Annotated in this window: 11 protein-coding genes; 10 read left to right on the top strand and 1 reads right to left on the bottom strand. The window is 36.1% G+C overall.

Annotation, left to right across the window (positions count from 1 at the left end):
- The first annotated feature begins 145 nt into the window (after positions 1 to 145).
- The 3 genes from pknB (at position 146) to rpe (ending at position 3,784) form a co-directional block, all read left to right on the top strand.
- Complete coding sequence (gene pknB / locus Q5O73_RS03795; protein ID WP_302669065.1) at positions 146 to 2,155, top strand: Stk1 family PASTA domain-containing Ser/Thr kinase; 2,010 nt, start codon at positions 146 to 148, stop codon at positions 2,153 to 2,155.
- 65 nt (positions 2,156 to 2,220) lie between these two features.
- Complete coding sequence (gene rsgA, locus Q5O73_RS03790) at positions 2,221 to 3,132, top strand: ribosome small subunit-dependent GTPase A (protein WP_021953324.1); 912 nt, start codon at positions 2,221 to 2,223, stop codon at positions 3,130 to 3,132.
- Positions 3,125 to 3,784 (top strand): ribulose-phosphate 3-epimerase, encoded by a 660-nt coding sequence (rpe, locus tag Q5O73_RS03785; RefSeq protein ID WP_302669064.1) that lies wholly within the window; start codon positions 3,125 to 3,127, stop codon positions 3,782 to 3,784. Before rsgA ends, rpe begins: the two co-directional genes overlap by 8 nt.
- Before the next feature lie 84 nt (positions 3,785 to 3,868).
- Here rpe and ychF read toward each other — a convergent pair whose 3' ends face one another.
- On the bottom strand, positions 3,869 to 4,966 hold the full coding sequence (gene ychF, locus Q5O73_RS03780) for a redox-regulated ATPase YchF (RefSeq protein WP_118588991.1): 1,098 nt from the start codon (positions 4,964 to 4,966) through the stop codon (positions 3,869 to 3,871).
- A 143-nt stretch (positions 4,967 to 5,109) separates the two neighbouring features.
- Between ychF and lgt the strand changes: the two genes are divergently transcribed.
- From lgt to mraY, 7 genes are all read left to right on the top strand, one after another.
- Positions 5,110 to 6,000 carry a prolipoprotein diacylglyceryl transferase gene (lgt, locus tag Q5O73_RS03775; RefSeq protein WP_302669063.1) on the top strand — a complete coding sequence of 297 codons (891 nt, stop codon included), beginning with the start codon at positions 5,110 to 5,112 and terminating at the stop codon, positions 5,998 to 6,000.
- 191 nt (positions 6,001 to 6,191) lie between these two features.
- Positions 6,192 to 6,647 carry a division/cell wall cluster transcriptional repressor MraZ gene (mraZ, locus tag Q5O73_RS03770; RefSeq protein ID WP_302625070.1) on the top strand — a complete coding sequence of 152 codons (456 nt, stop codon included), beginning with the start codon at positions 6,192 to 6,194 and terminating at the stop codon, positions 6,645 to 6,647.
- A gap of 44 nt (positions 6,648 to 6,691) precedes the next feature.
- Positions 6,692 to 7,627: a 16S rRNA (cytosine(1402)-N(4))-methyltransferase RsmH gene (rsmH, locus tag Q5O73_RS03765; protein ID WP_302669062.1), complete on the top strand. Its 936-nt coding sequence runs from the start codon at positions 6,692 to 6,694 to the stop codon at positions 7,625 to 7,627.
- A gap of 2 nt (positions 7,628 to 7,629) precedes the next feature.
- Complete coding sequence (locus tag Q5O73_RS03760) at positions 7,630 to 8,112, top strand: septum formation initiator family protein (protein WP_021953317.1); 483 nt, start codon at positions 7,630 to 7,632, stop codon at positions 8,110 to 8,112.
- 2 nt (positions 8,113 to 8,114) lie between these two features.
- Complete coding sequence (locus Q5O73_RS03755) at positions 8,115 to 10,088, top strand: penicillin-binding protein 2 (RefSeq protein WP_302669061.1); 1,974 nt, start codon at positions 8,115 to 8,117, stop codon at positions 10,086 to 10,088.
- A 66-nt stretch (positions 10,089 to 10,154) separates the two neighbouring features.
- A complete protein-coding gene (locus Q5O73_RS03750) occupies positions 10,155 to 11,888 on the top strand; it encodes a penicillin-binding protein 2 (RefSeq protein WP_021953315.1) in 1,734 nt (577 codons plus the stop codon).
- A 1-nt stretch (position 11,889) separates the two neighbouring features.
- Entirely contained in the window at positions 11,890 to 12,870 is a 981-nt protein-coding gene (gene mraY / locus Q5O73_RS03745; RefSeq protein ID WP_302669060.1) for a phospho-N-acetylmuramoyl-pentapeptide-transferase, read from the top strand.
- Positions 12,871 to 12,873: the final 3 nt, after the last annotated feature.

Raw genomic sequence — 12,873 nt, 5'->3', positions numbered from 1 at the left:
GGACTATGACATAAAGAAAATTGTAAAAGATAATGACAGCATTGAGGATGCAGTCCGTGAACTGATTAAACAGGCAAATGAGAACGGCGGAAAAGATAATATATCAGCGATTCTGATAGAACCTGAAATTGGCGAGGAGTAGAGCATGTTAGAAAAAGGTAATTTTATTAATAACCGTTATGAAATTATAGGCAGAGTAGGTGCAGGCGGTATGTCTGATGTTTACAAAGCCAAGGATCATAAATTAAATAGAAATGTAGCTATAAAAGTATTAAAAAAGGAATACAGCAAAGATAAGAATTTTGTATCAAAATTCAGGGTAGAGGCCCAGTCTGCGGCAAGTCTTATTCACCCAAATATTGTAAATGTATATGATGTAGGTGAAGACAACGGACTATATTACATAGTTATGGAATTAATAGAGGGAATTACCCTTAAAAGTTATATACAGAAGAAAGGCAGACTTTCTGCAAGGGAAACCATAAGCATTGCCATTCAGATTGCCAATGGAATAGAGTGTGCCCACAATAATCAGATTGTTCACAGGGATATTAAACCTCAGAATATAATGATTTCAAGAGAGGGAAAGGTTAAGGTTACGGATTTTGGTATTGCAAGGGCTGCAAGTTCCAATACCATTAACGGAAATGCAATGGGTTCAGTTCATTACATTTCACCGGAACAGGCAGGAGGAAAGTACGTTGACGAAAAAAGCGATATTTATTCTCTTGGAATAACAATGTTTGAAATGATTACAGGCAAGGTTCCTTTTGATGGAGAATCTACTGTTACCATTGCCTTAAAACACATTCAGAATTCAGTGCCAAGTATCAGGGAATATATTCCTCAGGCACCGGTAAGCATTGAAAAAATTATTTTAAAATGTACACAAAATAAATCAGACAAGAGATATCCGAAAATTTCTCTTCTTATAGCAGATTTAAAGAGGGCTCTTACGGAACCGGATGTGGATTTTGTACAGATTGATGCTACAAGACCTATAGGAACCACAGTTATGATTACTGATGAGGAGATTAATCAGATAAGAAAAGGAGCCGGAAAAACAAGCCCGGAGAAACCGGAAGAGGACGTGGATGATATTGATGCCATGTCGCCTAAAATGGACAAAGCCGTAACTATAGGTGGTGTAATAGCAGGTATTGCGGCATTAATGGTAGTGGCTGTTATTTTGACGGTGGTATTAAGTGATAACAGCATAAAGCTTCCAAAGGATATGTCAGGAGATGAAATCCAGACTATTGACCCAAGAAAGACGGTTGTGCCAAATGTTCTTGGTATGTCTTCTGATAAAGCTGAAAAAGCTCTTAATGAAAAGAGTCTTGGATTTGAGTATGACTCAAATTATGTATATAGTGATGTTTATGCGGCAGACCAGATTGTTAATCAGTCTGAGGCACCGGGCAGTGTAGTTAATAAAAATATAACTGTTAAGCTTATTGTCAGCAAAGGTCCTGAAAGAATACAGGTTCCTGCAGGTATAAGTAGATCTGATTTAGACAGTGCCATTTCTAAATTAGACAGTGTAGGATTAAAATATGAAATAACATACGAATTTAGTGGAAATACCATTGGTACTGTTATTTCCTGTTCACCAACAGAAAATGCATCTGTTAATAAGAAAGATATTGTTAAGTTGGTAGTTAGCCGTGGAAGTCAGGAAAGTGAAGAAAAAACGGCAACAGTTCCAAGTCTTGTTAATATGAAACTGGCAAAAGCACAGCAGAAAATATCATCTAGTGGATTTGAAATTGGAAATGTAAGTGAAGAATATAGCGACACTGTAAAGAAAGGTTATGTAATAAGGCAGACTGTTAAGTCAGGTCATCAGATGCCTCTTGGTGGAACCATAGGTCTTGTGGTAAGTAAAGGCTCGGAAGATGCACCGAAATATACAGGAAGCTATACTTTCGCCCTGGAGGATTTACATGATGCAGACGGAAATCCTATAACTGAAGGTGTTGTTAATGTGGCACTTGACGGTGTATTACAAAAGGTTGATCCTAAGTATGCAGATGTTTCAACGTGGCCTGGAGATTACACAATAGAGCTTACAGGAGATAAGAAGGGCAAGGCTACCATTGAACTTATGGTAAACGGTCAGGTTATTCATACCGGAACAGTTAAGTTAAAATAATATAAAGAATATAAAAGAGCTGAAGCAGTAGCTACAGCTCTTTTGATGGTTAAAGGAAGTATAAGTTGGAAAATCAAAACAATAGACATCAGGTGTCAGGAAAAATTGTAAAAGGAATAGCCGGATTTTATTATGTTTGCATTGAAAACGGTGATGTTTATGAGTGCAAGGCAAAAGGTGCATTTAGAAATAAAAATATAAAGCCTTTAGTAGGTGATAATGTTGTTATGGACATTATTAATCAGGAAGAGAAAAAGGGCAATATAATTGAAATATGTGACAGAAAAAACGAGCTTATAAGACCGGCCGTGGCAAATATTGACCAGGCAATGATTATTTTTGCATTAAAAAAGCCGGATCCTAACCTTAATCTGTTAGATAAATTTCTTGTTATGATGGAATATCAGAATATAGACACCATAATTTGCTTTAATAAGATGGATATATCAGACGAAGATTTCATGAATGAGCTAGACAGTATATATTCAAAAGCAGGGTATAAGGTGATGTTTGCCAGTGCCACGGAAGAAAAAGGTGTGGAAAGCATAATGGAGCTTTTAAAAAATAAAAGTACTGTTTTTGCCGGCCCTTCAGGAGTTGGAAAGTCATCTATGCTTAATGCCTTAACGAAGGATTACAAAATGGAAACAGGTAGTGTAAGCAGAAAAATAGGACGTGGAAAGCATACCACAAGACATTCTGAAATATTCTATGTAGGTGACGATACTTATATTTTTGATACACCGGGATTTAGCTCATTATATGTTCCGGGAATGACTAAGGAAAGTCTTGAGGACTGTTATGGTGAATTTGAAAAGTATAAGGATAAATGCAGGTTTGTGGGATGTGCCCATATTAGCGAACCGGATTGTGCCGTAAAGGAGGCTTTAGCCGGTGGACATATAGATGAAAGCAGATATGAAAACTATAAATTAATGTACAATGAATTAAAGGAAAAGGAGAGGCGTTATGATTAAATTAGCACCGTCAATTTTATCAGCGGATTTTGCAAAGTTAGGAGAAGATGTAGTAAGAATAGACAAGGCAGGCTGTGACTGGATTCACATAGATGTAATGGATGGTATGTTTGTGCCAAACATTTCCTTTGGAATGCCTGTAATCAAAGCCATAAGAGGTCTAACTAATAAATTTTTTGACGTACATCTTATGATTGAGGAACCAATACGTTACTTACAGCAGTTTAAAGAGGCAGGAGCAGACATGGTTACTGTTCATGTGGAGGCATGTGAGGATGTGGAAAAAACCATTGATGAAATTCATAAGTTAGGAATCAAGGCAGGACTGGCATGTAATCCGGAAACTCCTGTTGATGACATTGTTCCTTACATTAATAAGGTGGATATGATACTTATTATGACTGTTCATCCGGGCTTTGGAGGTCAGCCTTATATAGATGAATGTACAGAAAAGGTTGAAATAGTAAATGCCATAGTAAATGAATACAGGTTAGATACCTTGATTCAGGTAGATGGTGGAGTAAATACGGAAAATGTATGTATACCTCTTGATGCAGGAGCAAATGTAATTGTAGCAGGCTCTGCTGTATATAAGGGAGATGTGGAAAAGAATATAGAAGTATTTAAAAATAAGTTTATTAGTTTTGAATAAAAAACAAAAAACATAATAAAAAAGATGCTGTTACCCTTAATTAAAATTTAAAGGTAACAGCATCTTTTATAACGCAAAAATATTTTAAACGTTAAATCTAAAGAGAATTACATCTCCGTCTTTAACTACATAATCTTTTCCCTGAAGTCCTACAAGACCTTTTTCCTTAGCGTCTTTATAGCTACCGCATGCCATTAAGTCATCGTAGCTTACAACTTCTGCACAGATAAAGCCACGCTCAAAATCGCTGTGGATTTTTCCTGCTGCCTGAGGTGCCTTAGTACCCTTGGTAATAGTCCAGGCTCTTGTTTCAGTTTCTCCTGCTGTAAGATAACTAATTAAACCAAGAAGTGAATAGCTGGCTTTAATTAATTTATCAAGGCCGGATTCCTTAATTCCCAAATCCTCTAAAAACATCTGTTTTTCATCATCATCTAATTCTGCAATTTCCTGTTCAATTTCAGCACTAATAACAAAAACCTCAGAATTGTTTTCAGCTGCATATTTTCTAACTGCTGCAACGTGAGGATTAGAAGCACCGTCATCTGCTAAATCCTCTTCAGAAACATTAGCTGCAAAAATAACCGGCTTTGCTGTAAGAAGATTGTATTCAGCCATCCATGCTTGCTCATCTTCATCATCGATTTCATATTTAATGGCTAAATTTCCATCTTCAAGAAATGCCTTCATACGTTGCTGGAAATCAAGTTCCTTAGCAAGCATTTTATCATTTCTTGCACCACGGGTTGTTTTGGCAATACGTCTTTCTAAAATTTCCACATCTGAAAAGATAAGCTCAAGATTAATAGTTTCAATGTCTCTTAAAGGGTCAACGCTTCCGTCAACATGAATAACATTGGTATCCTCAAAACATCTTACTACATGTACAATGGCATCAACTTCCCTAATGTTAGCAAGAAACTGGTTACCAAGTCCTTCACCCTTTGACGCACCTTTAACCAATCCGGCTATGTCTACAAACTCAATAACGGCAGGAGTAGTTTTAGCTGAATTATATAATTCAGTAAGTTTGTCAAGTCTCTCATCAGGAACTGCAACTACGCCTACGTTAGGGTCTATTGTACAAAACGGGTAATTGGCTGATTCAGCCCCCGCTTTAGTTAATGAATTAAATAAAGTACTTTTGCCTACATTAGGAAGGCCAACTATACCTAATTTCATATTATAATCCTCCAATCTTTGGTAATACCAAAAGATAGTTTAACATATTTTAGGCACAGGGGCAATGATAGGGTTGAATAAAATCAAAAATATTGCTAAATTATAATGAGAGAAAATAATGGAAAATCCGGAGGCAATATAAAATGATATTATCTACAACAATACAATTTCCTAATTTACATATAAATATAGAGCATCTGCCCAAATCCTTTTCGGTTTTTGGCTTTGATATAGCATTTTACGGCTGTATTATAGCTTTGGGAATGTTAGCAGGAATTGCCATAGTATGTTATGAGGCAAAAAGAACAGGGCAGGATTATAACCAGTATATTGATTTCGCCCTTTATGCCATTGTGTTTAGTGTTATTGGTGCCAGAGTCTATTATGTAATATTCAGGTGGAGCTATTACAGTGCCCATCCCACTGAAATAATTAACATCCGTGAAGGGGGACTTGCAATATACGGTGGTGTAATTGTGGCAATTCTTACCTGCTTTATTTACACCAAAATAAAGAAAATGTCTTTCCCTAAGGTATGCGATACAGCAATTTTAGGATTAATACTTGGTCAGATAATTGGAAGATGGGGAAACTTTTTTAACAGAGAAGCATTTGGAGGAGTTGCCAGAGACAAAAATCCATGGGCAATGCGAATTTATTTTGACGAAAACTATGATATTTCCCAGGTACCGGATGTGGTAAAAAACGGAATGGAAGCCTTAAGAGGAAAAGCATTAAGTGAAATAGGATATATTCAGGTGCAACCCACATTTTTATATGAATCCCTATGGAATTTGTTTGTACTTATAATAATGCTTATTTTCAGAAGAAAGAAAAAGTTTGATGGGGAGGTTATCCTTTGGTACTTAATTGGATATGGCATAGGAAGAGCCGTTATTGAAGGAATGAGAACAGACCAGCTTATTATGCCGGTTACTGGATGGCCGGTATCCCAGGCATTATCTATAGTAGTGGCAACAGTGTCTGTTATTGTGGTAATAGTAAAAAGAAGAAAAATTGCAAAAGCAGAATAAAACAGAATATAAAACGTAAAATAAAAGAAAACGTTATCAGGTGTTAAAAAAATACCGGATAACGTTTTTTTTATTTATTTTAGGGTTGAAAAGATACATAAAATGGTTTATTATTCATATATGTGGTGATTGAGAGCGTTTTTGTGTTGAAAAGTGGTGAAATTTCATTAAAAATACCAAAAAGATAGGTGATGTTTATGTTTTCAGGAGAGCAGACACAAAAAATGGATACAAAGGGCAGAACAGTCATCCCGTCAAAAATGAGGGATGCTCTTGCCGAAAGACTTGTTGTCACAAGAGGTGTGGACAAGTGCTTGTTTGCATACCCTGAATCCACTTGGGAAGCCCTAGAAAAGAAGCTTAGCAGTCTCGCTTTTACAGATAAGAATGTAAGAAGTTTCAATCGATTTTTCCTCGGTGGTGCAGAACCCCTCGATGCGGACAAGCAGGGAAGAGTATTAATCCCATCTAACTTGAGGGGATATGCATCTTTAGAAAAGGAAGTTGTATGGGTTGGAATTGGTGACAGAATTGAAATCTGGAATGTAGATAAATGGAATGAACAGCTCAATGAATATATTGAGAGCGAAGATGCAGAACAGAAACTTGAAGAACTGGCAGAATATATGGCAGGACTTGGAGTTTAATATAGAAACGGGAAACAAAAATATAAAAATGAAAAGAGGTCAATATGGATTTCAAACATGTATCAGTGTTGTTAAATGAAACCATTGATGGCTTAAATATAAATCCGGATGGTATATACGTTGACGGAACCTTAGGTGGAGGCGGACATGCATACGAGGTGTGCAAACGTTTGTCAGACAAGGGCAGACTTGTTGGAATAGACCAGGACGGAGAAGCATTAGAAGCCGCAAGGGAACACTTAAAGGAATTTGAAGATAAAATTACATTAGTTAGAAGTAATTATTGTGAAATAGATACAATTTTAAAAGATTTAGATATAGACAAGGTTGACGGAATTGTTTTAGACCTGGGAGTTTCATCATATCAGCTAGACAATTTAGAAAGAGGTTTTTCCTATAAGTCAGATGCACCTCTTGATATGAGAATGGACCAAAGACAGGTGAAAACAGCAGCAGATGTGGTAAACACATACAGCGAAAATGAACTATTTAGAATAATAAGAGATTACGGTGAAGATAAATTTGCAAAGAACATAGCAAAGCACATTGTTATGGAAAGACAGAAAAAGCCTTTTGAAACAACAGCGCAGTTAAGTGAGGTTATAAAACACTCAATACCAATGAAGTTTCAAAACAAGGGAGGACATCCGGCAAAGAAAACTTTTCAGGCAATAAGAATTGAAGTTAATAAGGAACTTACGGTGCTTAGGGACTCAATTGATAAGATGATTGAATTGCTAAATGAAAACGGACGGATTTGCATAATTACTTTCCATTCCCTTGAGGACAGAATTGTAAAGACGAAATTCAGGGAAAATGAAAATCCATGTACATGTCCACCGGATTTCCCGGTTTGTGTATGTGGAAAGGTATCTAAGGGTAAAGTGATAACAAGAAAACCTATAGTACCGGGTGATAAGGAAATCACAGAGAATAAGAGAGCAAAAAGTTCAAAATTAAGAATATTTGAAAGGCATTAAGTATGAATAAAGACAGATTATATAATACAAATTTAAGAAATACAGGATATATAGACGGAAACGCTGTAAGGGCTTTGGAGCCACAAAGAAAAGAACGTATAAAAACTGAAAAAAGGGTAAAGACAGAAAAGAGAGAACAGGTTGCAACAAGGGAAAATGCCCTGCCAATGAGTGCACCATATGTGTTCTTTTTAATTGCAGTTACATGTATTTGTATAGTAATGTGTGTAACATACCTTAACATTCAGTCAAACATAAGAGCTACAAGGGACAATATTTCACAGCTTAGAACAAATATTTCCACTGTACAAACTGAAAATAATGCGTTAAGCTATGCTATAAACAGCTATGTTGACGTAAACCACATTTGCAAGGTGGCAAAAAGTAAGCTGGGAATGAAACAGGCTTCTGACAACCAGATTATTACATATAAGTCTAGTGACAGCGGCTACACATTGCAGTACGGAGATATACCAAACAAATAATTATGAGTGAAGTAAGAAGAGTTAGAAGAAAAAGAAAAAAGTTAAGATTTGGTAAAGTGGCAAATAGAAATCTGAAAATCACCAGTTGGGTGATTATTGGATTTCTATTTATATTGTGCATAAGAATTATTTACATAAATGTAGCTTATGGAGATGAGTATTCTATAGCGGTTCTTAAACAGCAAAGCTTTACTAACAATATTGTGCCATATAAAAGAGGCGACATAAAGGACAGAAACGGAAATATTCTTGCCACAAGCACTGTAGTTTATAATATGGTAGTAGATGCAAAGATGTTATCAAAAGAGGGAAATCAGGAGTATTTACAGCCGACAATTGATGCAGTGGTAAAATATTTTGGACTAAATACAGATGACCTTAAAACAAGTATTAAGGAGCATGGTACTACAAGTTACTGGATTGCCCAAAAAGATATATCATATGACAAGGTAAAAGAATTTAAAAGTTATTGTAATGGGGATTATGCTAAAACGGATTTAGAAAAAGAACAGGCAGCAGCAGTGAAATTTATTTACTTTGAGAGGGAGTATAAAAGAGTTTATCCATACGACACATTGGCATGTAGTGTCTTAGGCTTTGCTAATAAAAATAACGAGGCAAACATAGGTATTGAAAGCAGCTATAACAGTTATTTAAAGGGAACCGAAGGCAGGGAATATGGATATATGGATGCTGACAATAATATAGAGACAGTTATAAAGGAAGCTAAAAACGGCGATAATGTTGTATCTTCAATAGATATGAATATACAACGTATTGTTCAAAAATCCATAAAAAAATATATGAATAAGTACAATCCTCAGAGAATAGCAGTAGTAATTGCGGACCCAAATACCGGGGAAATACTTGCCATGTCTGATGATAAAACCTTTGATTTAAATGATCCTACAAATCTGGATGCTTATTTTACAAAGGCACGGCAGAAAAAAATGTCAGATGAAAAGCAGTCGGCATTTCTTAATGGAATATGGAACAATTTTTGTATAACAGATTCCTTTGAACCGGGATCCACGGCTAAACCTTTTACAGTGGCAGCTGCCTACGAAGAGGGAGTAGTTGATGAAAAATCAACATTTTACTGCGATGGATTTGAAAAGGTAGATAAGTTTACCATTAAATGTCACAAGGTAGACGGACACGGCACCATTAACGTAAAACAGGCTGTAGCTCAGTCATGTAATGATTACATGATGCATATAGGAAAGCTTTTAGGAGCAAAGAAATTCATTCAGTATCAAAGCAGATTTGGATTTGGAATGAAAACAGGAATAGATTTGCCTAATGAAACAAGAGGTCTTGTTTATGATGAGTCAAGAGGAATGGGAGCTGCCACTTTGGCAACTAACTCCTTTGGACAGAATTTCACGGTAAATATGATACAAATGGTGGCAGGCTTTTCATCTCTTATAAACGGAGGCTATTATTATGAACCTCATGTGGTAAAACAAATAGTGACGGAAGATGACAGACTGGTAAAAAATTATTCAAAAACTCTGGTAAAACAGACAGTAACAAAAAGCACTTCTGATTATATTAAGCAGTGCTTAAGAGCCGTCGTAACAGAAGGAACCGGCTCTACTGCAGCAATTGACGGGTACACCATTGGAGGAAAAACGGGAACGGCGGAAAAAGTTAATACGTCAGGAACAGGAATCGGACGTCTTAAAAATCAGTATATTTTATCATTTTTAGGATGTGCTCCATGTGAAAATCCACAGGTGGTATGTTACACCCTTATGGATACTCCAAAAGAAAATCCTCAGGCAACGGCTTTTAACACAGAACTTTGGACTGATATTATGAAGCAGGTTTTACCTTATCTTGGAATTAAAAAGACAGAAAAGATTGAGCAAAAAGCAAAGAAGCAGTCCTTAGAAACAGAATTTTATTCTGACGGAATCATTGAAGGAGATGACGGGTCTTTAGTGTTAAAGGATAAAACATATACAGAATAATAAATTTATTGAATGTGATATGAAAAAATGAATAAATTATAATAAAAAGCTGTATAGGGAATAAAATTGAATAATGTATTAACAATTAATCGTAAAATGCTTCTGATTTACGTTATGGGAATTATTTTAGTGTGTATAGTGGCAACCGGAAAACTGGCATATATAATGATATTTAAGTCTGAATATTACACTGAAAAAGCATTAGATGTTCAGGAAAGACAACGTAAAATCAAGGCTCCCAGAGGAAAAATTCTTGACAGAAATGGAAAAGTTATTGCTTCTAACAAAACTGTATGTACCATATCTGTTATATATAATCAGGTAAAAGAGCCTGAAAAAGTGATAAAAATGCTTGCATCGGAACTTCAAATGGAAGAAAAGGATGTAAGAAAGAAGGTGGAGAAGATAAGCTCTCGGGAAAAAATCAAGTCAAATGTGGATAAGAAAACCGGTGATAAAATAAGAGAGTATAATCTATCGGGGGTAAAGGTTGACGAAGATTACAAAAGGTATTATCCTTATGAGAGTCTTGCTTCAAAAGTTCTGGGATTTACAGGGGCAGATAATCAAGGTATAATCGGTCTTGAAGTAAAATACGAAAAGTATTTGAAAGGAATGGATGGTCTGATACTTACTCCAACAGATACAAGAGGTATTGAAATGGAGAATGCATTAGAACAGAGGGAAGAGCCGGTACCGGGAAACAATCTTACCACTACCATAGATGTTAATATTCAGCAATATGCCGAGCAGATTGCATATAATACTCTTGAAGCGAAGGGAGCAAATTACGTTTCCATAATAGTTATGAATCCTAATAATGGGGAAGTATTAGCTATGGTAAATGCACCGGAATTTAATTTAAATGAGCCTTATAAGCTTAATTATGAAATATCCGGTGAGGATAAAAAGAAAAAAAAGCAGGATTTGTTAAATAAAATGTGGAGGAACCAGTGCATAAATGATACTTATGAACCAGGTTCCACTTTTAAAGTAGTGACAGCTACAGCAGCGTTGGAAAACAATGTTGTTACATTAGACAGCAGATTCAGCTGCCCGGGTTTTAGAATTGTAGATGACAGAAAAATAAGATGCCATAAAACCACAGGGCATGGGGCAGAAACATTCCTTCAGGGAACAATGAACTCCTGTAACCCGGTTTTTATAGATGTAGGACTTAAGGTAGGAGTTAAAAAATTTTATAAGGAGCTGGATAAGTTAGGCCTTTTACAAAAAACAGGTATTGATATACCCGGTGAGGCAGGAACCATAATCCACCAGATAAAAAATGTGGGAAATGTGGAACTTGCCACTATGTCTTTTGGACAGTCTTTCCAGATAACACCGGTACAGTATCTTGTAGCTGCAAGTGCGGTAGTAAACGGCGGGAAACTTGTAACACCACATTTTGCCCTTAAGGCAGAAAATGTAGAGGGAGATTTAGTTGAAAAATTTGGTTATAAAGAAAAGAAAGGTGTTGTATCAAAGGAAACATCTGATACAATGAAATATGTATTAGAAAAAGTAATTTCTGAGGGAACCGGAAGTAAAGGACAGGTGGAAGGATATAAGGTAGGTGGAAAAACCGCTACATCCCAGAAGCTGCCCAGAGGTTCAGGAAGATACATAGCATCTTTTATGGGATTTGCACCGGCAGATAATCCCAGGGTCATAGCAATGGCCATTATAGATGAGCCGGAAGGTATTTATTATGGAGGTCAGGTAGCAGCACCTGTCATAAGTGAATTATACCGGAATATTCTTCCGTATTTACTGGAGGAAAAAGAACAAGGAGAATAAGATGAGTACAAGTACAACAATTATTGTGGCAATTATTATGTCTTTTGCAGTTAGCGTTATTTTATGTCCAATAGTAATTCCACTGTTAAAAAAGATGAAGTTTGGTCAGTATATAAGAGAAGTAGGTCCGAAATCCCATCAAAGTAAAGCCGGAACTCCAACTATGGGGGGAATGATAATATTAGCCAGTGTTATTGCAACTTCACTGGTATTTATGTTTGTTGAAAAAAATACCAAAATAGTTCCAGTGCTTTTTATGGTAATAGGATTTGGTATTATTGGTTTTACTGATGATTACATTAAAGTAGTGAAAAAAAGAAATCTGGGATTAACTGAAATCCAGAAATTAGTGGCACAATTTGTTGTTACGGCAGTATTTTGTTTTTATATAGTAAAGGTTTCAGGGCTGGGAACGGCAACCATTATTCCTTTTACTAACGGAATGGAAGTAACAATGCCTATATGGCTTTTTGTTCCCTTTTTGTTTATTGTAGTATTAGGTACAGTAAATGGTGCTAATTTAACAGACGGTCTTGATGGTCTTGCAACAAGTGTTACTATAATAATAGCAGTATTTTTTACAACGGTAGCCATTGGAACGGGACTTGAACCTATAAGTGCAGCTTTTGTGGGAGCATTGCTGGGATTTTTCTTATACAATGTATATCCGGCAAGAGTATTTATGGGAGATACAGGTTCCCTGGCGTTAGGAGGCTTTGTTTCAGCCATGGCATTTATGCTTAAAATGCCTATTTTTATAGTAATTGTGGCATTTATATACTTAATAGAGGCACTATCTGATATTATTCAGGTAACATGGTTTAAATATACCAAAAAGAAATATGGAAAAGGCAGAAGAGTGTTTAAAATGGCACCTCTTCACCATCATTTTCAGGAAAGCGGTTACGCAGAAACACAGGTTGTGGCTGCCTTTGCAGTAGTTACTGCCATATTGTGTCTTGTGGCTTATATTGCAATGTAATAA

It is taken from the genome of Eubacterium sp. AF15-50, from assembly GCF_934835595.1.
Lineage (GTDB): Bacteria > Bacillota > Clostridia > Lachnospirales > Lachnospiraceae > Eubacterium_G > Eubacterium_G segne.
The sequence above is the reverse complement of the archived record's forward strand: the minus strand, read 5'-3'. Positions and strand labels throughout refer to the sequence as shown.

Bases quoted from the DNA above. Each gene is read 5' to 3' on its own strand.
- pknB (WP_302669065.1), top strand. From the start codon at position 146: ATGTTAGAAAAAGGTAATTTTATTAATAACCGTTATGAAATTATAGGC.
- rpe (WP_302669064.1), top strand. From the start codon at position 3,125: ATGATTAAATTAGCACCGTCAATTTTATCAGCGGATTTTGCAAAGTTA.
- ychF (WP_118588991.1), bottom strand. From the start codon at position 4,966: ATGAAATTAGGTATAGTTGGCCTTCCTAATGTAGGCAAAAGTACTTTA.
- lgt (WP_302669063.1), top strand. From the start codon at position 5,110: ATGATATTATCTACAACAATACAATTTCCTAATTTACATATAAATATA.
- mraZ (WP_302625070.1), top strand. From the start codon at position 6,192: ATGTTTATGTTTTCAGGAGAGCAGACACAAAAAATGGATACAAAGGGC.
- rsmH (WP_302669062.1), top strand. From the start codon at position 6,692: ATGGATTTCAAACATGTATCAGTGTTGTTAAATGAAACCATTGATGGC.
- Q5O73_RS03760 (WP_021953317.1), top strand. From the start codon at position 7,630: ATGAATAAAGACAGATTATATAATACAAATTTAAGAAATACAGGATAT.
- Q5O73_RS03755 (WP_302669061.1), top strand. From the start codon at position 8,115: ATGAGTGAAGTAAGAAGAGTTAGAAGAAAAAGAAAAAAGTTAAGATTT.
- mraY (WP_302669060.1), top strand. From the start codon at position 11,890: ATGAGTACAAGTACAACAATTATTGTGGCAATTATTATGTCTTTTGCA.